This is a genomic window from Aliirhizobium sp. YIM B11859, assembly GCF_057163345.1.
Window position 1 is genome coordinate 332,331 of sequence record NZ_JBXHAY010000002.1, and the last position, 19,940, is coordinate 352,270.

A 19,940-nucleotide genomic window follows, 5' to 3' on the forward strand; every position below is an offset into this window, starting at 1 on the left:
GGAGCAACCGTTGCCCAAGGAGCATTTCCATGAACACCGATCTCTTGAGCCTGTTCGACAGCGACGAGGCGAAGCTGCGTGCGATCGTGGCAGAGGCGCTTTCCGGCGCCGATGACGGCGAGCTTTTCGTCGAACATGCGCAGGCGGAATCGCTGACCTTCGACAATGGGCGGCTGAAGGGCGGATCGTTCAATACCGACCAAGGTTTTGGCCTGCGCTCGGTCGCCGGCGAGGCTGTCGGTTACGCCCATGCGGGTGACCTGAGTGCGGCCGCGCTCGAGCGTGCGTCGGATGCCGTGCGCGCGGTGACGGCCGGTTATTCCGGCTCCTATGCCGCCGCCCCTCAGCGCACCAACAAGAAATATTACGGCGACGAAAACCCGATCGGCCAGCCGAGCTTCGAGGCCAAGGCCAAGCTGCTTGCCGAGGTCGACGCCTATCTGCGCGACAAGGACCCGAAGGTGCGGCAGGTGACGGTCTCGATCGCGGCCAGCTGGCAGGTGGTCGACATATTGCGTGCCGACGGCCACCGGGTGCAGGACATCCGCCCGATGACGCGGCTCAACATTTCCGTCATCGTCGGCGACGGTGACCGGCAGGAGAGCGGCACATTCGGCACCGGCGGCCGCATCGGTTTCGGCGATTTCATTGCCGACGGCAACTGGCAGGTCGGCGCCGACGAGGCGCTGCGCCAGGCGCTGGTCAATCTGGAAGCAATAGAGGCGCCGGCCGGCACGATGGATGTGGTTCTGTCCTCCGGCTGGCCCGGCGTGATGCTGCACGAAGCTGTCGGCCACGGGCTGGAAGGCGATTTCAACCGCAAGAAGACCTCGGCCTTTGCCGGACTGCTCGGCGAAATGGTCGCCGCTCCCGGCGTCACCGTCGTCGACGACGGCACGATCGACAACCGCCGCGGCTCGATCACCATCGACGACGAAGGCACGCCTTCGGCCTATAACGTCCTGATCGAAGATGGCAAACTTGTCGGTTACATGCAGGACCGGCAGAATGCCCGACTGATGGGGATGAAACCGACCGGCAACGGGCGTCGCCAGGGCTACAGTTCCGTGCCGATGCCGCGGATGACCAATACCTACATGCTCGGCGGCGACAAGAGCCCGGAAGAAATCATCGCCTCGGTGAAGAAGGGTGTCTATGCCGTTTCCTTCGGCGGCGGACAGGTGGATATCACCTCGGGGAAGTTCGTGTTCGGCTGCACCGAGGCCTATCTGATCGAAAACGGCAAGGTCGGGCCGGCGATCAAGGGCGCCATGCTGATCGGCAACGGGCCGGATGCGATGAAGCGTGTCTCGATGGTCGGCAACGACATGAAGCTCGATACCGGCATCGGCAATTGCGGCAAGGCCGGCCAGTGGGTGCCGGTCGGCGTCGGCCAGCCGCATTTGCGCATGGATCAGGTCACCGTCGGCGGCACGAAGGCTTGAGATTGATGAGCGAGATCGCCATCCGTTCTTTCGAGCCCGGCGACGAAGACGGCGTCATCGGCGTCATCCTGCCGATCCAGCAGGAAGAGTTCGGCGTGGCGATCACCGCGGCAGATCAGCCGGATCTCGCTGATATTGCCAGTTTCTATCAACTGGCCAAGGGCGGGTTCTGGGTGGCCGAAAAGGATGGCCGGATCGTCGGCACGATCTCGCTCAAGGATATCGGCAACGAAGAGGCGGCGCTGCGCAAGATGTTCGTCGCGGCTGAGGTGCGCGGCAAGGAATTCGGCGTGGCGGCACGCTTGCTCGACAGGCTGATGGCGCATGCGTCCGACGTCGGGCTGAAGACGATCCTGCTTGGCACGACCGACAGGTTTCTCGCCGCCCACCGGTTCTACGAAAAGAACGGTTTTGAAGAGATCACGCCGGATGCGCTTCCGGCAGGCTTTCCGCGGATGGCTGTGGACAGCAAATTCTATCGACGTTCGGTCTGAGGGTCTCGCCGATGGGAAATGCTCTCGTCCCGGAGTTCGCCGTTTCGGATTGGCTGGAAAGCCGGTATTTCTACTGCGACATCATCGGTTTTTCCGTGCGTTATGAGAGGCCGGAGGAAGGCTTCTGTTATCTGGAACTGGGTGACGCGCAGCTGATGATCGATCAGATCGGACTGGGGCGCGATTTCGAGCGCCCCGGGGCACCTTTTGAAAGACCTTTCGGACGCGGCCTCAATGTACAAATCCGGGTTCCCGAGATTCAACCCATCGTTCAGCGGCTGGCCGAAGCGGGCGTGGATCTCTATCTGCCACCGGAAGAGAAGTGGTACCGGCGCGACGATGGCGAGGTCGGCAACCGCCAATTCGTCGTCGCCGATCCGGACGGGTATCTGCTCCGGCTATTTGAAGATCTCGGCGAGCGATCCCGCACCGATCCTTGACAGATCAGATGAAACCGCCGCAGGTGGACGGTCTATCCGCATCCCTTAGACCGTAGCATCATGACCTCCCCCGATCCGATATCCGCTTTTCTCGCCATGTGGCTTCCCGGTCATTCGGTCGCCGAGCTCGCATTCGTGTTTTTCGCAGCAGTCATCGCCGGCCTGGCGCGCGGCTTTTCCGGGTTCGGCGGGGCGCTGATCTTCGTGCCGCTTGCGAGTGCCGTCACCAGCCCGGCGATCGCTTCGGCGCTGCTGCTTGTTATCGACGGCGTGATGACGCTCGGCATGGTGCCGGAAGGCTGGCGCAAGGCGAACCGCCGCGAGGTATTCACCATGCTTGCCGGTGCGGTGTTCGGCGTGCCGGCCGGAACCGCTGTCCTGTCGCTTCTGCCATCGGTCACGCTGCGCTGGATCATTTCGCTCGTCGTGCTCGGCCTGCTTTTATTCCTGATGTCCGGCTGGCGTTATCACGGAAGGCCGAAGACGTGGCTGACAGTCGGGGTCGGTGCGCTTGCCGGCCTGTTCGGCGGGGCGGCACAGATGTCGGGACCGCCGATCGTCGCCTACTGGCTGGGCGGCGCGATAGAGCGCAGTACTGTGCGCGCCAATCTGGTTCTCTATTTCGCGCTGGGCACGGTTCTGTCGGCAACCTCCTATATCATCACCGGCATCCTGACGCTCGAGGTTCTGCTGATCGCGATCGTCGCCGGACCGGGTTACGGGATCGGCCTTTCGTTCGGCTCGCGGATGTTCGGGCTTGCCAGCGAAACGACATTCCGGCGGATATGCTTCACGCTGATCGGAGCCGCCGCCATCATCGGCATGCCGCTTCTGGATGGGCTTCGCCCGTGATCGTCGTTTGACCGGCACCCTGTTCAACAAGGCTTAACCGGGCTTACGGTACCTTTCCCTATCCACAGGCAGGGGGCGGCCACCGATCAATGAAGGAACGAGCGAAAGCGATCTGGCGTCGCAACGTCAAACGCTGGCTGATCGGCGCCGGGCTCGAGGCCTCCGCGCTGGCAACCGGGGCCGGCCTGTTCAAGGCCGCGCGCGGTTTGGGCGCGATCTTCACCCTGCATCACGTGCGGCCGGAATCCGCGTCGCTCATCGGCCCGAACCGGCATCTCGAAATCACACCGGAATTCCTCGACACGGCCATTCGCCAGCTGAAAACACTCGGCTATGATTTTGTCGCCCTTTCCGACGTGCCCGAGCGGCTGGCGAAACCTTCGGAAAAGCCGTTTGCAGCATTCACGCTCGACGACGGCTACAGGAACAATGCAGACCATGCCCTGCCGGTCTTTGCCCGTCACGGCGTGCCGTTTACCGTATTCATCGCGCAGGGACTTGCGGAACATACACAACCGCTCTGGTGGGAAACTATTGGCCGATTGCTCAGGCAGGAAAACCGGATCAGCTTCGATTTCGGCCGGGGGATGGAGACGGTGGAGCTCACCACGTCGGTGCAGCAGCTCGACACGTCGTTCCGCTTCGCCAGCTATGTCTGGAGCCGGACGGAGGCGGAGGCGGTCGGTGATATCTGCCGTCTGGCAGAACGGTACGGCATCGATCCCCTGTCGGTCACCCGCGATCTGGTGATGGGGCCGGAGGAGCTCAAGAGCTTCGCAGGCCATCCGCTGGTTTCGCTCGGTGCGCATACGGTGACACATCGCAAGCTTGGCCGGCTTACGGCCGAAGAGGCCGAAGGCGAGATGCGGCACTCGGCGGACTGGCTGGAGGCCCTCACCGGCAAACGCCCCCGCGCCATCGCTTATCCCTATGGCAGCCGCGATGCCGTCGGCCCCCGCGAGTTCGCGGCGGCCCGCGATCTCGGTTTTGTGATCGGAGTGACGACACAACCGGGAATGCTGAACGGCCGCGACCTTCTGCGGCCAACCGGCCTGCCGCGCGTCTCGCTTAACGGCTATTACCAGAAGCCGCGCTACGTGACGGCACTGGCCTCCGGCATTCCCTTCATCACCAAGCGATAACGTATCGCCCAGACGTCAGGGACGATCACGGATACATCCGCACCTTCGTCCAGGAACCCGTCGGGTCCTCGCGGCGGAATTCGACGCGGTCGTGCAGGCGGAACGGGCGGTCGTGCCAGAACTCGATCGATGTCGGGCGGATACGGAAACCGGACCAGGGGGGCGGACGCGGTATCTCGCCGATGGCATAACGGGCGGTGTATTCGGCGACGGATTTTTCCAGTGCGAAGCGGCCTTCGAGCGGGCGCGACTGCTTCGACGCCCAGGCTCCGATACGGCTGCCACGTGGACGCGAGGTGTAATAGGCATCGGCTTCCGCATCGGCGACGACCTCGACCGGACCGCGCAGACGCACCTGACGACGCAACGATTTCCAGTGAAACACCATGGCCGCCTTTTTCTGGCCGAGGATTTCCTGTCCCTTCTGGCTCTCGAAGTTCGTGTAGAAGACGAAGCCCTGTTCATCGAAGCCCTTCAGCAGAACCATCCGCACATTCGGAAGACCATGCTCATCGACCGTTGCAACCGCAACCGCATTCGGATCGTTAGGCTCTGAAGCCTCCGCATCCTTCAACCATTTGGCGAAAAGGGCGAAGGGTTCGGATTCTTCGGTGAAGTCACCTGTTGTTAACTCACTTGAAGACATATTGACTTAAATGCTCCCAATCTGATCGAACATGCCCGAGACCATTCAGCGGACAGGATACAAGGCGACAGTGATAGCAAAGTGGACCGATATGACAAAGGGCTGGTGTCGCAGGAGCGGCGCTGCAATTTGCCTCGCCACGGCGGCATTGTCTCTTGGTGGATGCACCAGCAGTCTCGACATGTTCAGCAGCTCGGAAAAGGTCGACCGGTCGATTTCCACCGGAACGGTTCCGGTCAAGGCCCAGTCCGAAACCAGCGTTTCCGACGAAGCGACCGTGCGCAATGCTGTCAGTTCGGCCGATCTTGCCAAGATGGGCGACACGCCCCTCCCCTGGGCCAATACCGCGACCGGCAGTGCCGGTGTCGTCTCCACCATCCGCGAAGACAATGCCCAGGGTCATACCTGCCGCGCCTTCAAGACCACCCGCCATTCCTATGAGGGGATCGCCGTTTTTGCCGGCCAGACCTGCATGACGGGCAGCGGCGACTGGATGCTGACGGCCTTCGACAGGCAGGGCTGAGCCCTTTCGTCGCCCTTCCCCCAGCCTGTGTCATAAGATCACACTTCGTTTACCGTTCCTTCACCATGCCATCGGCAGCCTGCGTCGTTGTAACCACTGATTCAGGACTGCGCCCCTACTCTCCCAATCCAAGAAATTCGGAGCAACGAGCGGCGCATGATCGCGCTGCATTGCCTGTGATTGTGTCGAGTATCGGGGGGGTCGCGATTTTGCCGAACCCACCAGTAAAAGCGTAACCGGTGGTCTCACAATGCGCGATCCCTATTCCATCCTCGGCGTCAAGCGGACGGCCGACGCAGACGAAATAAAGGCGGCCTGGCGAACCAAGGCCAAAACCATTCATCCGGACCAGAACCGCGATGATCCGAACGCGACCGACCGGTTCGCCGAGGTCGGCCAGGCCTATGAGCTTTTGAAGGATCCCGAGCGCCGCAGGCGCTATGACAGGGCAGCCGACATGCATCAGACGATCATGCAGCAGCGCCAGGATGCAGAGCGCGCCGCAGCAGCCCGTGCCAAGGCTGAAAAGGTGATGGAAGAACTGGCCAAGGCCCAGGCTGCCCGTGCCCAACAGCAGCCTCAGGCTCAGGCAAAGGCGCAAGCTCAATCCCAGGCCGGTAAACCGGACGCGGCAAAAGCGGGCACCGCGAGTGCCGGCAAGAAGCCTGGAGAAAGCCCGGAGGCAACCATCGAGCGGATCTTCGGCGGCGGACCCGAAAGCCGTGAACGTGCCAAGGAACACGCAAGTGACCAGACAGATCCGACGAGCGAGCAAAAACCAGCGGAAGCGGGCCTGAAGGACGAGGTGTCGGCGGAACCGAGACCGCCGCTGCCGATGATGGCCGTCGACCTGATCAGCAATCTGGTCAAGCGCTGGCGCGGAACGGCACCGATGCCGGAAAAGGCGCCCGACCTTTCGGTCGATGCCAAAATCACCGTCGCGGAACTGCTGGCACTCAAGCCGGTGACGATCAAGCTTGCCGACGAGCGCGAGGTTCGCGTGCCGATCGAGCGGGGGGTTTCCGACGGGCATCAGATCCGTCTTGCCGGACAGGGGCTCAAGCTGGCCAACATGAAGCAGGGCGACCTGCTGGTGACGCTCAAGGCGGCGCGCGACGAGCGCTTCACCGTCCAGGGCTTCAACCTTCACACCGTGTTGCCGATCTCGCTGCAGGACGCCGTGCTTGGCGGTGAAGCGCGGGTGGAGACGCCGGAGGGATCGCGGACGATCGAAATTCCGAGCTGGTCGGGATCCGACCGGACGATCAGGATCGAGGGCCTCGGCCTTCGCGATGACGCGGGAAGCCGCGGCGATCTCGTGGTCGAACTCAGGATCGTGCTTGTCGAGACACCGGACGCCAAGGTCACCGACCTGATGCGATTGATGCGAGACGGGCTCTATTTGTGACAAAGCGGTGACGTCATCCCCAGTTGCGCACCCTTTGTTACGTCGTCTTAACAGTTGATGATCTGACGCATGCTTGAACCATGGTGCGGCCTATGTCATAGGCAGCACTCATTTTTTCGTGTCAGGGATTACACAATGGTTCAGGCATCCGGCCTTATGGCAGGCAAGCGCGGGCTCATCATGGGCGTTGCGAACAACCGCTCCATCGCATGGGGCATTGCCAAGGCCATCGTCGACAATGGCGGCGAAGTGGCCTTCACCTACCAGGGCGATGCCCTGAAGAAGCGGGTCGAACCGCTGGCTGCCGAACTCGGCGCCTTCATGGCAGGTCACTGTGATGTCAGTGACGAGTCGACGATCGACGAGGTTTTCGCCAATATCGAGCGCCATTGGGGCAAGATCGACTTCATCGTTCATGCCATCGGCTTTTCCGACAAGGACGAACTGACCGGCCGTTACGTCGACACGTCGGCGGACAATTTCGCCAAGACGATGCAGATCTCGGTCTTCTCGTTCACGTCGGTCGCCCGTCGTGCCGAAAAGCTGATGACCGATGGCGGCTCGATGCTGACCCTCACCTATTACGGTGCGGAAAAGGTCATGCCGAACTACAACGTCATGGGCGTTGCAAAGGCGGCACTCGAAGCCAGCGTAAAATACCTCGCCGTCGATCTTGGCCCGAAGAACATTCGTGTCAACGCGATTTCGGCCGGCCCGATCAAGACGCTCGCCGCGTCGGGCATCGGCGACTTCCGCTATATCCTCAAGTGGAACGAATATAACGCACCGTTGCGTCGTACCGTCACCATCGAGGAAGTGGGTGATGTCGGCCTCTACATGCTCTCCGACCTGTCCCGCTCGGTGACCGGCGAAGTGCATCACGCCGACAGCGGTTACCACACGATCGGCATGAAGGCGGTCGACGCGCCGGATATTTCCGTCATCAAGGACTAAAGCGAGGCATCTGCCGTGATCGTTTATGTGATCCGTCACGGCCAGACGGACTGGAATGCCGAAGGCCGGTTGCAGGGACAGCGGGATATCCCGATCAATGCAATCGGACGCGCCCAGGCGACACAGAACGGCGAGGCGCTCAGCGCTCTCGTCGGATCCGCCGAGGATTTTGACTTCGTCGCAAGCCCGCTCGGGCGCACCCGCGAGACGATGGAACGGATCCGTGCGGCCATGGGGCTCGACCCCATGGGCTACCGAACCGACGAACGGCTGAAGGAACTCTCGTTCGGCGACTGGGAAGGCTATACGACGGCCGAAATCAAGAAGACCGAACCGGAGCGCCTTCGCGAGCGTTCAAAAAACAAGTGGGGCTTCATCCCGCCAGGCGCCGATGCGGAGAGCTACGAAATTCTCTCCTGGCGCGTCGGCGCATGGCTTTCTTCCTTGAAAGAACCGACGATTGCCGTGGCGCATGGCGGCGTATTGCGCTCGCTTTTCCGCATTGTCGGCAATGTCGAAGAAGAAGATGCTTCCACCATGCCGATCCATCAGGACCGCATCGTCAGGATAGATGTCGAAAAACAGGATATCGGCTGGATCTGACAGCCGCCTCAACGGCCTACTGAACGATCTCGAGATCGTCGACGGTCCGACTTCCATCCACCATCGTGTAGAAAACCAGAACCTTCACGCCCGCCTTCAGCCCTTCGAAGTTGAATTCCTCCGGAAGCTTGTAGGTCTTGCCGTCGTCCAGCGTCAGGCTGAGCGCGGTCATGTCGATAGCCTTGATCGTCGCTTCCACATCTGCACTCTGCGCCCAGCTGTTGAGCGGCGAGAAGATGCTGGCGGTGGCGAGCAGGGTGGCGATGAGCATGCGCATTGTGAAGGCCTTTGACGAGGTCCGCTGTGTTTCGTTCCGATGCAAAGATCACCTCCGAATGTGGCGAAATTCGCCCTCGATCATGGCATTTCATGCTCAAAACGAGGCATTTATATTAACAAAATTACACCGGATACATCCTGCCTCTGCTCCATCTCGGACGGAGACATGCTTTACACAGTATTAAACGGCATTTCCGGAAGCCTCTTTGTTGATAATTTCCGGAAATGATAAATTAACTCGGCATATCTATAATATAAGTTCATTCAGAGACGTTAACGACGGGCATCAGTACAGTGAAATTCAGGCCGCCGCATCATTTAAGCTGGCAGAGTATCATCACCTCGAATCCAATCTCGCTGCTGATCGCCCTTTCCATCTCTCTTTGCATCGTCGCAATCGCCTTCAATATCGATCGCCGCAATATCGATGCCGGTCGCGCGGCCTTGAGGGAAGAGGTGGAAAAGACGGCCGCCTCCATGTCGCACAGACTGGCCGGGCATCTCGAAAGCGACATCAAGGATGCCGAGATCCTGGCGCACCAGCTTTTCCATGAACCCGACATCACGCCCGAGCGTCATCGCCAGCTCATCGACCTGACGTTCAGGGGTCACCAGCATTTTGCGGCCGTGGTCATCGCGCCGGGCCTTGCCATCTCCCAGATACATACCCCCGCCGGATTGGTTGAACCGGGCCAGCCGAGCCCGTTCAGCTCCGAACAGGTCGGTACCGATCTCGATACCGCCCGAGCGGCAAACGGGCCTTTCGTTCTCACCGGCTCGCAGGAGAACTACATCACCCTCGTCGTTCCGATCACTTCGGAGGACAATGCATCTCGTCCCGCACGCGACGCACTCGCCATCGTCATCGACAAAACCGCGCTGCTCCAGGCCTCCGGCATGCTGCTTCAGGGTGATCAGCCCAAACCAGGCATGATCGACCTCACCTCGACAAATTTCGCGCTTCGGGATGCGTCGAGACCGGAATATCTTGCTTTTCTCGGCGATGACGATGTCGAGAGCCAGCAACCTCTGACAAAGACGATCGAGATTGCCGGGTCGCGCTGGGAACTGGCCATGGCGCCGAAGAGCGGCTGGGATATCGTGCCCGCCAGCCAGCATAATTTCCGGCTGCTGCTGGCCTTCGGGGCGCTTGCGGTGATCCTGCCGATCATCATCGCCATGGGCCTTCTATCCGAGCGCAACCGCAACATTGCCGAACTGAAGGCACGCGAAGCCAATCTTCTCGACCTTTCGCAGCGTTTCAACCTTGCGATGGAAGCCTCCAATATCGGCATTTGGGAGGTGAATGGCGACGGGGTCCAGCTTTTCCTGGACCGGCGTGCGAGAGCGCTTCACGGGGCGCATTCGCGTCTCGAACTGCAGCGGCTGAACGATCTGCTGAAACTGGTCGTGACAGAAGACAGGGCCAAAGCTGAGGCACATTTCCTCAAATGGGCAGAGCTCTACGAACCCTGCAGCGAAACATACCGCATTATCCTGCCGAGCGGCGCGATCTGCCATCTGAGATCAGCCGGCGCCCGCTACGAGAATATCGACGGCAGCCAGCGCATGACCGGCATCGTCTGGGACGTGACCGCTGACATGCTGATGGCGCAGACCTTGCGCAACGCAAAGGCCAATGCCGACGTCAAGAATGCCGAGCTGGAACTCGCTCTCGACGAGCTGTCCAACCGTGAGCGACAATTGGAGGAACTTTCCAGCAAGCTCGACCTCGCGCTCGCTTCCTATGGCTGCGGCATATGGGAATATACCCCGGCGCTCGGCACCGAGACCTGGGATACACGCATGTGCCAGCTTTACGGCATTCCCTTCACCAACGGGATGATGACCCAGGAACGCTGGCTGAACCTGATTGCGCCGGAAGACCGGCCGATCGCGATCAATGCCTCGGCAACCTATCTGCGCGGCAATACAAAAGAAGCGCTGGTTGTGCGCGTTCCGCAGGCGGACGGCACGATCCGCTATGTCCGTTCCGTCGGACAGCTGCATGTCGGCAAGGACGGCTCGAAAAAACTCATCGGGCTTGCCTTCGACGTGACCAAGGACACGATCCTCACCGTCGAATTGCAGAAGGCCAAGACCGAAGCGGATGCCAAGAACAGCGAACTGGAAATCGCCAAGAGCCGGATCGAGCACAACGCCCTGCACGACCCGCTGACTTTGCTCGCCAACCGCCGCAAGCTCGATCTGGAACTCGATGCATTGAGCCGGACGGGCGGGCGACAGAAATTCGCCCTGCTGCATCTCGATCTCGACCGGTTCAAGCAGATCAACGACACGCTTGGACATGCCGCCGGTGACGCGATGCTGGTCCATGCCTCGCGCATCCTTGCGCAGAATGTCGATGAAGACGATCTCGTGGCGCGGATCGGCGGAGACGAATTCGTCATTCTGGTGCGCGGCCGCTCCAATCAGGACGAGCTGGCGAGGCTTGCCGAGGGGATCATTTCCGATTTCCGCCAGCCGGTCGACTTCGAGGGGTTTTCCTGCCGTTGCGGCGTATCGATCGGGATTGCGGAGGCAAACGGCTTCCATGTCGACGCCCGGCGCATTCTCGTCAATGCCGACCTTGCCCTTTATCGGGCCAAGGGCCTGGGTCGCAATCGCAGCGAATTCTTCACCCAGAACCTGCATGCGGAAATCATCGACCACAAGCGGACGGCCGACGAACTTCTGTCCGCCATCGAGAACCACGAGTTCACCGCCTGGTACCAGCCACAGGTCTGCGCTGCGACCAACCGGCTGATCGGTGTGGAGGCGCTGATCCGCTGGAACCATCCGCGACGCGGCCTGCTGATGCCTGACCAGTTCCTGAAGATCGCCGACGATCTCAACGTGACGGCACTGCTAGACCAGATCGTGCTGGAGACGGCACTGAAGGACAAGATGCGGTGGACGGCGCAAGGCACCGCCATTCCACGCGTCTCGGTCAATGTCTCGGCGCGTCGCCTGCACGACCATCATCTGGTCGAAATGCTCAGCGGATTGCTGATCGTTCCCGGTGAGATCGCCTTCGAGCTGGTGGAATCCATTTTCCTCGATGATAGCGACAGTATCGTCATCGCCAATCTCGAGAAGATCAAGGAACTCGGGATCGACGTCGAAATCGACGATTTCGGCACCGGGCACACGTCGATCGTCAGCCTTTTGAAACTGAAGCCGAAGCGGCTGAAGATCGACAAGCAACTCGTGCTGCCGATCCTCGATGCACCGCAGGAACGGGCGCTGGTGCGGTCGATCATCGACATCGCCCGCTCGCTTGGCGTGGAAACGGTGGCCGAAGGCGTCGAGACTTTCGATCATGCGCGCATGCTGGGCGAACTGGGATGCGACGTCTTGCAAGGTTACGCCTTCGCGCGGCCCCTGCCCTTCGACGAACTGACGGAGGCGGCGCGCAAGGGCTGGAAGCAGCCGGCCGCATGATTGCCTTCAGGTGACCGGACTGTTCACCGGCACCGTACCATGCCGGCGCAAGAAAGGCTTGTCCGGGCGTGGCCTTTTGCCTATGAAAGCCTCGGTAAAACGGCTCTTCCAACGCTCGGCGCCGCACGGTCTGCCTGCGATGCGAAGGGACGCTGCAAACCTTGAAATCCGTGTTTCGCCATCTTTCAAAGATTGCGAGGCACCAGCAGCCAGGCAGCATTGATGTCCCATAACACGTTCGGTCACCTTTTCCGCGTTACGACCTGGGGGGAAAGCCATGGGCCTGCACTCGGCTGCGTCGTCGACGGCTGCCCTCCGGGACTTCGCTTCACGCTCGCCGGCATCCAGGCCTGGATGGACAAGCGCAAGCCGGGCCAGTCGCGTTTCGTCACCCAAAGGCGCGAGGACGATATCGTCAAGGTTTTGTCCGGCGTGATGTTCGACGAGGACGGCGAGACGATGATCTCGACCGGCACGCCGATTTCCATGCTGATCGAAAATACCGACCAGAGATCGAAGGATTATGGCGAGATCGCCCAGCGTTACCGCCCCGGCCATGCCGACTATACCTATGACGTCAAATACGGCATTCGCGACTATCGCGGCGGCGGACGTTCGTCGGCCCGTGAAACCGCCGCCCGCGTCGCCGCCGGCGGCATTGCACGCCTGGTCGTGCCCGGTGCGCGTGTCCGTGGCGCGCTCGTCCAGATCGGCAAGCACAAGATCAACCGCGCCAACTGGGACTGGGCGCAGGTGGACCAAAACCCGTTCTTCTGCCCTGACCCGGCTATGGTGCCGGTCTGGGAAGACTATCTCGACGGTATCCGCAAGGCAGGCTCCTCGATCGGCGCCGTGGTCGAAGTGGTTGCCGAAGGTGTGCCGGCAGGTCTCGGCGCGCCGATCTACGGCAAGCTCGACCAGGATATCGCCTCGCTGCTGATGTCGATCAACGCGGTCAAGGGTGTGGAGATCGGCGAAGGTTTTGCCTCGGCCGAACTGACCGGCGAGGACAATGCCGACGAGATGCGAATGGGCAATGACGGCAAGCCGATCTTCCTGTCGAACCATGCCGGCGGCATCCTCGGCGGAATTTCGACCGGCGAAGCCATCGTTGCGCGTTTCGCCATCAAACCGACCTCCTCGATCCTGACCGAGCGCCAGTCGATCGATGCCGACGGTCGAAATGTGGATGTGCGCACCAAGGGCCGCCACGACCCTTGCGTCGGCATTCGCGCCGTGCCGATCGGCGAGGCCATGGTCGCCTGCGCCATCGCAGATCATTATCTCCGTGACAGGGCCCAGACAGGCCGAACCCGCTAGGACATATCCCAATGGCATACGATCAGAAACGCGTCGTCGACGCCCTCCGCGCCTTCGAAGCCGGCGAAATCGTCGTGGTCACCGATGACGACGACCGTGAGAATGAGGGCGACCTGATCGTCGCCGCCGTTCACTGCACACCCGACAAGATGGCCTTCATCGTGCGTCACACATCGGGCATCGTCTGCGCCCCGATGCCGCGCGAAGAGGCCAAGCGGCTGAACCTCAACGCCATGGTGGCCGAAAACGACAGCGCCCACACGACCGCGTTTACCGTCACCGTCGATTTCAAACACGGCACGACGACCGGGATTTCGGCCGACGACCGGACGCTGACGGTGCGCAATTTGGCCAACCCGAATGTCGGCCCTGCCGACTTCGTTCGTCCCGGCCATATCTTCCCGCTGATTTCCCGCGAGGGTGGCGTTTTGATGCGCTCCGGTCATACGGAAGCCGCCGTCGATCTTTGCAAGCTTGCCGGCCTACCGCCGATCGGCGTGATCAGCGAACTCGTCAATGACGACGGCACTGTCATGCGCGGCCAGCAGGTTGCCGAATTCGCCGTCAAGAACACGTTGAAGCAGGTCTCCGTCGCAGACCTGATCGCCTACCGGCAGCGCAAGGAAACCCTGATCGAGCAGATGTCGTCCTTCGACGTCATCACCCCGATCGGCAAGGCCAAGGCAAATGCCTATTCGCTGCCCTGGGATTCCATGCAGCATGTCGCCGTGATCTTTGGCGATATCCGCGATGGCGTCGACATTCCGGTCCGCCTGCATCTGGAAAACGTCGCGCAGGACGTGTTCGGTGCCGAACGTTCGGTCGAGCGCTACATGAAGATGATCGAGAAAGAGAGCCGCGGCGTCATCATCTATCTGCGCGAGGGCTCTGTCGGCGTCGGCCAGACGGATACCGGCCGCAAGATGCGCCATGACCAGGAAGCCCATGCGGAAGCGCAGGCACGCGAAAGCGAATGGCTTGAAATCGGCCTTGGCGCGCAGATCCTGAAAGATCTCGGCGTCACATCGATCAAGCTTCTGACGCGCAGCGAACGCCATTATGTCGGCCTCGAAGGCTTCGGCATACAGATCGCCGAAACAGTGATCTGCTGACCCCCACAATCACGGGATTGTAACATCGTTCGTTTCATCGGATCGTCGCTCGTTGTCGGGCGACGATTTTTCGTGTACGAATAATGGTCAGATTTGTCTGGGACGAGCGTAAGCGGCTTGCGAATATAGAAAAACATGGTCTCGACTTCGAGGACGTGGCTTTTTTCCAATGGGAAACCGCTGTCCTGGAGAAGGGGCATTCCGGCCGCACCAAGGCGATCGGCTATTTCGAGGATGGCACAGCTGTCGTGATTTTCGCGAAGCTTGGCGCCGAAGCTGTTTCCTTGGTCAGCTTTCGACCCGCAAATGCAAAAGAAAAGAGGCTGCTGTTATGGCGATGAAGCATCCTGTTTTGAAAGAATTTGTGCCTGGACGAGGCTATACGAAAGAAGACTGGGATGCGGTGGATAGCCCTCCGCTGACCGACGAGGAGTTGGCCAATATGCGGCCGGCGCGTGACATGCTGCCGCCGGAATTCTTCGACGCGATCGAAGAGATGCGCAAGGGTCGTGGCCGACCGAAGGTCGAGGCGCCGAAGGTGGCGGTGACGCTGAGGCTCGATCCCGACGTGCTCGACCGGTTCAAGTCATCCGGCAAGGACTGGCGCAGCCGGATGGCCGAAGAATTGCGCAAGGCGGCCGGACTTTAATTTTTGCCGGTGATCGGCCGGATACGGTTCACCGGCTCGCAGCGAGGATAGCCTCGATAAAACGATGGGCGTTGAGCGCATCCTCGCCGCTGACGCGCAAAGTCTCTTCGCCTCTCACCGCACCGAGGAAATTTTCGATCAGGGCGCGGTGCATGCCGTGGCCGAAAGCCATCGGATCGGCACCGGCGCCGATCGTCTTTTCTCCCCCGAAGCTCGCAACCGTGCCATCCATAAAGGCAGCCTCCAGCGTATCGCCGGACAGCACCGCCGTGCCCTGCGTGCCGATCAGCTCGATACGGTCCGGCAGTCCGGGATAAGCGCAGGTCGTCGCGTTCAGGGTTCCGATCGCACCGCTTTCGAAGGAAAAGGCGGCCGTCACCAGATCTTCCGTCTCCATGGTGTGGATCGGCGACGTTCGAACAAAGGAAAACACCTCCTTCGGCGCACCTGCGTAACTCAGCAGCAGGTCGATCGTGTGGATGCCCTGCGTCAGAAGCACGCCGCCACCGTCCCTTGCCCGGGTTCCCCTGCCCTCGACGTCATAATAACTCTGGGGTCGCCAGTTGCGGATGGCGGCGGAGGCTTCCACCATTTGGCCAAGCCGGCCGGTGCGGACAATTAGGTCAAGTGCCAGCGCTGCCGGCCGGAACCGGTTCTGCAGCACGACGCCGAGCAAAACCCCGGCATGCCTGGCAAGGTCGACGATCGCCTCCGACCGGTCCCAGCTGGTCTCCAGTGGCTTTTCAAGAAGGATGTGCTTGCCCTTCGCCACCGAATGACGGACGAGTTGCAGGTGGCTGGCAGGTGGCGTGATGATCAGCACTGCGTCGATCGCCGGGTCATCGAAAATCGCTTCCATGCTGTCGGCGACCGGGATTGGATATTGAGCGGCAAACGCGTCTCGGCGGGCAGCCGTCGGACTGTAAGCCGCCACGCATTCGACCTGATCGGAGAGATCGAGCAGTGCCCGGGCATGATGCCCCGCCGCCATGCCGAGACCGATCATTGCTACCCGCAACTTGCCCATACCGTGCTCCTCCCGAGATCCAGCAGCTGAGATTTAAACGGATCGCAGGCAGTTTGCGAAGCCGTAACATCGTCATCGCCGAGGCTGTGGGCGTGGCGAATGGACGCTTGCGATGATGCCGGCGTCTGAAACACGCCCGACACGTGCCCATCAAGCAACTCCTGATTGTTCTTTACCTTCAATATCTTCGCCGCCGAAAGCCGTGGCAGGGCGGGCGAGACGGCCGTTATTGCAACAATTTTATCGGAACCGGCGTGACCGCCCGGCAGTTAGACCCGCGACTTCGTGGCTCCAATCGACGGCCCCAACCCCTGAAGGCAGGCAAGACCGATGAACACGCGCCCGCAATTTTCTTCCCGCATTTCGCTGACCGATATTCCACCGCAGATCTATTATGTGCATCCGCTGATGCTGCACGGGATCGAAGCGTGGAAAGAAGTTTTCGCCCATGCACGGGATCTCGGCTTCGATACGGTCCTGTCCGGCCCGCTTTTCGAGCGCGGTGAACTGGGCCATGGCGGCAAGGCGGGCATCTTCACGACACGGAATTTCGACCACATCGACCCGGAGCTTGGGCTCGGTGACGATCCCAAGCAAGCAATTGCCTCGCTGGTATCGGCCGCACGCGAACATGATCTGAAATTCATGCTGGACCTGGTGATCGATCAGGTCGCGCTCGATCGTGAGCACGCACCACCGGTCGCGGCCGACCCGCGGCTGAAGCCGCAGCAGGCTGGGGCTCGCTACGTCGATTTCATGCGCGAGGCGCGGCATATCGAAAGCTGGCGTGACCGGCTGGCCATGCTTGTCGGCTCAGGCATCGCCGGTTTCCGCTGCATCGGCATTGGCCGGGTGGCGCCTGAAGCATGGTTCGACCTGATTGCCGTCGCACGTCGCGCGGCGCCGGAAACCGTCTTCGTCGCATGGACACCAGGGGCAGCCTTTGCCGATCGCAAGGCGATGGCCGACACCGGTATCGACGGCAGTTTTTCATCGCTTGCCTGGTGGGACATGGAGGAACGCTGGATCCTCGACGAATACCAGATCCAGCGCGATCTCGGTTACCAGATCGCCTTTCCCGAAGCACCGTTTGCCAAACGGCTGGCGCATGGCACGGATGGCTGCGAAGTGCTGAAACGCAAGGCTGTCAGGGCGCTGAAACTCGCATCGACCTTTACCAGCGGGCTGATGGTGCCGATGGGTTTCGAATTTGGAGCCTCGATACCACTCGATCCGCTGCATGGCGATGGAGCCGGGCTGCGCGGGCTGAAGGATCAGGGCTCCTACGATCTTTCCGCCGATATCCGCGCCACCAATGGCGGTACCAACAAGACGGCTGCCGGTTTTGCCCGCCGGCCACTGAAGCTGGTTTCGGCAAGCCAGGGTCAGGTGGTCGGCCTGTTCCAGACCGATCAGGAGGATAGTCGCGTATCGGAAAAGATGCGCGTCGTGCTTCTCAACCGCGATCTGCGCAAGGTGGCCAGCGCACCTTTCAACGTGCTGAGGGAAGCGGCCTCACCGTTTCTGCCTCTGGTGGCACCCGATGACGAAAATGACGTCTTCGACGCGAAGCTGACCCTGAAGCCGGGCGAAATCCGGATCTTCGAAGGGTATTCGTCGGAGCCGATCATTGACGCCGTGCCCGTGCCGAGTGCGGCGGATGCGGCCGCCACGCCACGGCTTGCGATCGAGAAGATCACGCCCATGGTCGATGAGGGGCGTTTCGTGGTGAAGCGGGTTGTCGGCGAAACAGTCAAGGTCGAAGCCGACATATTCGGCGACGGACATGATCCGCTTGCCGCAGCCCTGCTGTTCCGTGCCGCCGATGACGAGGACTGGCAGGAAGTGCCGATGCAGCTTGTTCTCAACGATCGCTGGCAGGCGGAGTTTCCGCTGAAGCGGATGGGGCGGCACGAGTTTATCGTCGAGGGCTGGAAAAATCCGTTCCAGATCTTTCGTTACGAGTTCGGCAAGAAATACGAAGCGGGTCTCGACCTGAGGCTGGAAATCCAGGAGGGCATCAATCTGGTGCTCGATGCGCTGGATCACAGTTCAGGCCAGCTGAAACAGCAGCTGCAGGCTCTATTCGACCGGCTGACGGCCGAAAACGACGCGCAACGCACAAAAGTGCTGCTGCTGCCGGAGACGGCGGAGCTGATGGCGAAAGCCGATCGCCGTCCGCACCGCGCCCGCTCAAGCGTCATTCCTGTCGATGCCGAGCGGACGGCTGCGGCTTTTGCAAGCTGGTACCAGATCTTTCCGCGTTCGCAGAGCGGCGATCCGGATCGCCACGGCACGTTCGACGACGTGATCGGGCGGTTGCCGGCGATCAAGGAAATGGGCTTCGACGTGCTGTATTTTCCGCCGATCCACCCGATCGGCAGCACCAATCGCAAGGGCAAAAACAACACGCTGACACCTGGCCCGAACGATCCGGGCAGTCCCTATGCGATCGGCTCCAAGGCCGGCGGGCATGACGAGATCCATCCCGAACTCGGCACATTTGCAGATTTCCGCCGGCTGGTGGATGCCGCAGAAGAGCAAGGGCTCGAGATCGCGCTCGATCTTGCCATCCAGGCGTCACCCGACCATCCGTGGCTTAAATCGCATCCCGGCTGGTTCGACTGGCGGCCGGACGGCACGATCCGCTATGCGGAAAACCCGCCGAAGAAATACGAGGACATCGTCAATGTCGATTTCTACGCCCGCGAGGCGGTGCCGTCACTCTGGACCGAGTTACGCGACGTGGTGCAGAAATGGGTCGATAACGGGGTCAAGCTTTTCCGTGTCGACAATCCGCACACCAAGCCGTTTCCGTTCTGGGAATGGCTGATCGCCGATATCCGCTCAAGGCATCCCGATGTTGTCTTCCTGTCGGAGGCCTTTACCAAGCCGAAGGTGATGTACCGGCTCGCCAAGGTCGGGTTCTCGCAGTCCTATACCTATTTCACCTGGCGCAATGCCAAGTGGGAACTCGAAGAGTATATGCGCGAGATCACGACGGAAGAACCAAAGGAGTTCTTCCGGCCGCATTTCTTCGTCAACACCCACGATATCAACCCGGATTTTCTGCAGAACGCGCCGCGTCCGGCCTATTTGATCCGGGCGGCACTTGCTGCGACGCTGTCCGGCCTCTGGGGCGTCTATAACGGGTTCGAGCTTTGCGAAGGTCGGCCGGATGCGAAGCGCAAGGAATATGCGGATTCGGAGAAATACGAGATCCGCGCCTGGGACCATGACCGGCCGGGCAATATCAAGGGCGAGATCGCGCTTCTCAACCGCATCCGCCGGGAGAACCCGGCGCTGCACAGCCATCTCGGCCTGCAGCTTTTGACCGCATGGAACGATAACATCATGTTTTTCGAGAAGGCGAGTGCGGGTCGCGAGAACGTGCTGCTGATCGCGGTCAACCTCGATCCGCACAACGCGCATGAGGCGGATGTCGAAATTCCGCTCTGGTCGTGGAACCTTCCGGATCACGGCGCGCTTCAACTTGAAGACCTGATCGCCGGCAACCGGTTCACCTGGACAGGAAAGATCCAGCGCCTGCGGCTCGATCCGCTGGCAGGACTGCCGTTCGCCATATGGCGCGTCAGATAAGG

At 60.9% G+C, this 19,940-nt stretch carries 18 protein-coding genes; 15 read left to right on the forward strand and 3 right to left on the reverse strand.

Annotated elements, in window-relative coordinates:
* Positions 1-29 precede the first annotated feature (29 nt).
* From tldD to AC2GXZ_RS07930, 5 genes are all read left to right on the forward strand, one after another.
* Positions 30-1,445: a metalloprotease TldD gene (gene tldD / locus AC2GXZ_RS07910; protein WP_483758608.1), complete on the forward strand. Its 1,416-nt coding sequence runs from the start codon at positions 30-32 to the stop codon at positions 1,443-1,445.
* Between the two features lie 5 nt (positions 1,446-1,450).
* A complete protein-coding gene (locus tag AC2GXZ_RS07915; protein ID WP_483758609.1) occupies positions 1,451-1,939 on the forward strand; it encodes a GNAT family N-acetyltransferase in 489 nt (162 codons plus the stop codon).
* Between the two features lie 11 nt (positions 1,940-1,950).
* On the forward strand, positions 1,951-2,379 hold the full coding sequence (locus AC2GXZ_RS07920; RefSeq protein WP_483758610.1) for a bleomycin resistance protein: 429 nt from the start codon (positions 1,951-1,953) through the stop codon (positions 2,377-2,379).
* Between the two features lie 60 nt (positions 2,380-2,439).
* Positions 2,440-3,231, forward strand: a complete 792-nt coding sequence (locus tag AC2GXZ_RS07925) for a sulfite exporter TauE/SafE family protein (RefSeq protein ID WP_483758611.1) — start codon at positions 2,440-2,442, stop codon at positions 3,229-3,231.
* Between the two features lie 89 nt (positions 3,232-3,320).
* On the forward strand, positions 3,321-4,373 hold the full coding sequence (locus AC2GXZ_RS07930) for a polysaccharide deacetylase family protein (RefSeq protein ID WP_483758612.1): 1,053 nt from the start codon (positions 3,321-3,323) through the stop codon (positions 4,371-4,373).
* Between the two features lie 25 nt (positions 4,374-4,398).
* On the opposite strand, the gene pdxH is transcribed toward AC2GXZ_RS07930, so the two are convergent.
* Positions 4,399-5,019, reverse strand: a complete 621-nt coding sequence (gene pdxH, locus AC2GXZ_RS07935) for a pyridoxamine 5'-phosphate oxidase (protein WP_483758613.1) — start codon at positions 5,017-5,019, stop codon at positions 4,399-4,401.
* A gap of 31 nt (positions 5,020-5,050) precedes the next feature.
* Here pdxH and AC2GXZ_RS07940 point away from each other — a divergent pair, with 31 nt between their 5' ends.
* From AC2GXZ_RS07940 to AC2GXZ_RS07955, 4 genes are all read left to right on the forward strand, one after another.
* The gene (locus tag AC2GXZ_RS07940) at positions 5,051-5,542 is read left to right on the forward strand and encodes an RT0821/Lpp0805 family surface protein (RefSeq protein WP_483758614.1); all 492 of its coding nucleotides are present in this window, start codon (positions 5,051-5,053) and stop codon (positions 5,540-5,542) included.
* Positions 5,543-5,792: 250 nt separating this feature from the next.
* On the forward strand, positions 5,793-6,950 hold the full coding sequence (locus AC2GXZ_RS07945) for a J domain-containing protein (protein WP_483758615.1): 1,158 nt from the start codon (positions 5,793-5,795) through the stop codon (positions 6,948-6,950).
* Positions 6,951-7,085: 135 nt separating this feature from the next.
* Positions 7,086-7,904, forward strand: a complete 819-nt coding sequence (gene fabI / locus AC2GXZ_RS07950; protein WP_483758616.1) for an enoyl-ACP reductase FabI — start codon at positions 7,086-7,088, stop codon at positions 7,902-7,904.
* Between the two features lie 15 nt (positions 7,905-7,919).
* A complete protein-coding gene (locus AC2GXZ_RS07955) occupies positions 7,920-8,507 on the forward strand; it encodes a histidine phosphatase family protein (RefSeq protein WP_483758617.1) in 588 nt (195 codons plus the stop codon).
* Positions 8,508-8,523: 16 nt separating this feature from the next.
* On the opposite strand, the gene AC2GXZ_RS07960 is transcribed toward AC2GXZ_RS07955, so the two are convergent.
* On the reverse strand, positions 8,524-8,784 hold the full coding sequence (locus tag AC2GXZ_RS07960) for a DUF1344 domain-containing protein (protein WP_483758618.1): 261 nt from the start codon (positions 8,782-8,784) through the stop codon (positions 8,524-8,526).
* 296 nt (positions 8,785-9,080) lie between these two features.
* Here AC2GXZ_RS07960 and AC2GXZ_RS07965 point away from each other — a divergent pair, with 296 nt between their 5' ends.
* The 5 genes from AC2GXZ_RS07965 (at position 9,081) to AC2GXZ_RS07985 (ending at position 15,311) form a co-directional block, all read left to right on the forward strand.
* Positions 9,081-12,230, forward strand: a complete 3,150-nt coding sequence (locus AC2GXZ_RS07965) for a bifunctional diguanylate cyclase/phosphodiesterase (RefSeq protein WP_483758619.1) — start codon at positions 9,081-9,083, stop codon at positions 12,228-12,230.
* A 222-nt stretch (positions 12,231-12,452) separates the two neighbouring features.
* On the forward strand, positions 12,453-13,550 hold the full coding sequence (gene aroC, locus AC2GXZ_RS07970) for a chorismate synthase (RefSeq protein ID WP_483758620.1): 1,098 nt from the start codon (positions 12,453-12,455) through the stop codon (positions 13,548-13,550).
* Positions 13,551-13,561: 11 nt separating this feature from the next.
* On the forward strand, positions 13,562-14,662 hold the full coding sequence (gene ribB, locus AC2GXZ_RS07975) for a 3,4-dihydroxy-2-butanone-4-phosphate synthase (RefSeq protein ID WP_483758621.1): 1,101 nt from the start codon (positions 13,562-13,564) through the stop codon (positions 14,660-14,662).
* Between the two features lie 83 nt (positions 14,663-14,745).
* The gene (locus AC2GXZ_RS07980) at positions 14,746-15,003 is read left to right on the forward strand and encodes a BrnT family toxin (protein WP_483758622.1); all 258 of its coding nucleotides are present in this window, start codon (positions 14,746-14,748) and stop codon (positions 15,001-15,003) included.
* Complete coding sequence (locus AC2GXZ_RS07985) at positions 14,994-15,311, forward strand: BrnA antitoxin family protein (protein ID WP_483758623.1); 318 nt, start codon at positions 14,994-14,996, stop codon at positions 15,309-15,311. The genes AC2GXZ_RS07980 and AC2GXZ_RS07985 overlap by 10 nt, the downstream gene beginning before the upstream one ends.
* A 28-nt stretch (positions 15,312-15,339) precedes the next feature.
* Here AC2GXZ_RS07985 and AC2GXZ_RS07990 read toward each other — a convergent pair whose 3' ends face one another.
* On the reverse strand, positions 15,340-16,338 hold the full coding sequence (locus tag AC2GXZ_RS07990) for a Gfo/Idh/MocA family protein (protein WP_483758624.1): 999 nt from the start codon (positions 16,336-16,338) through the stop codon (positions 15,340-15,342).
* 408 nt (positions 16,339-16,746) lie between these two features.
* Here AC2GXZ_RS07990 and AC2GXZ_RS07995 point away from each other — a divergent pair, with 408 nt between their 5' ends.
* On the forward strand, positions 16,747-19,938 hold the full coding sequence (locus tag AC2GXZ_RS07995) for a maltotransferase domain-containing protein (protein WP_483759378.1): 3,192 nt from the start codon (positions 16,747-16,749) through the stop codon (positions 19,936-19,938).
* Positions 19,939-19,940 lie beyond the last annotated feature (2 nt).

Bases quoted from the DNA above. Each gene is read 5' to 3' on its own strand.
- tldD (WP_483758608.1), top strand. From the start codon at position 30: ATGAACACCGATCTCTTGAGCCTGTTCGACAGCGACGAGGCGAAGCTG.
- AC2GXZ_RS07915 (WP_483758609.1), top strand. From the start codon at position 1,451: ATGAGCGAGATCGCCATCCGTTCTTTCGAGCCCGGCGACGAAGACGGC.
- AC2GXZ_RS07920 (WP_483758610.1), top strand. From the start codon at position 1,951: ATGGGAAATGCTCTCGTCCCGGAGTTCGCCGTTTCGGATTGGCTGGAA.
- AC2GXZ_RS07925 (WP_483758611.1), top strand. From the start codon at position 2,440: ATGACCTCCCCCGATCCGATATCCGCTTTTCTCGCCATGTGGCTTCCC.
- AC2GXZ_RS07930 (WP_483758612.1), top strand. From the start codon at position 3,321: ATGAAGGAACGAGCGAAAGCGATCTGGCGTCGCAACGTCAAACGCTGG.
- pdxH (WP_483758613.1), bottom strand. From the start codon at position 5,019: ATGTCTTCAAGTGAGTTAACAACAGGTGACTTCACCGAAGAATCCGAA.
- AC2GXZ_RS07940 (WP_483758614.1), top strand. From the start codon at position 5,051: ATGCCCGAGACCATTCAGCGGACAGGATACAAGGCGACAGTGATAGCA.
- AC2GXZ_RS07945 (WP_483758615.1), top strand. From the start codon at position 5,793: ATGCGCGATCCCTATTCCATCCTCGGCGTCAAGCGGACGGCCGACGCA.
- fabI (WP_483758616.1), top strand. From the start codon at position 7,086: ATGGTTCAGGCATCCGGCCTTATGGCAGGCAAGCGCGGGCTCATCATG.
- AC2GXZ_RS07960 (WP_483758618.1), bottom strand. From the start codon at position 8,784: ATGCGCATGCTCATCGCCACCCTGCTCGCCACCGCCAGCATCTTCTCG.
- aroC (WP_483758620.1), top strand. From the start codon at position 12,453: ATGTCCCATAACACGTTCGGTCACCTTTTCCGCGTTACGACCTGGGGG.
- ribB (WP_483758621.1), top strand. From the start codon at position 13,562: ATGGCATACGATCAGAAACGCGTCGTCGACGCCCTCCGCGCCTTCGAA.
- AC2GXZ_RS07980 (WP_483758622.1), top strand. From the start codon at position 14,746: ATGGTCAGATTTGTCTGGGACGAGCGTAAGCGGCTTGCGAATATAGAA.
- AC2GXZ_RS07985 (WP_483758623.1), top strand. From the start codon at position 14,994: ATGGCGATGAAGCATCCTGTTTTGAAAGAATTTGTGCCTGGACGAGGC.
- AC2GXZ_RS07990 (WP_483758624.1), bottom strand. From the start codon at position 16,338: ATGGGCAAGTTGCGGGTAGCAATGATCGGTCTCGGCATGGCGGCGGGG.
- AC2GXZ_RS07995 (WP_483759378.1), top strand. From the start codon at position 16,747: ATGCTGCACGGGATCGAAGCGTGGAAAGAAGTTTTCGCCCATGCACGG.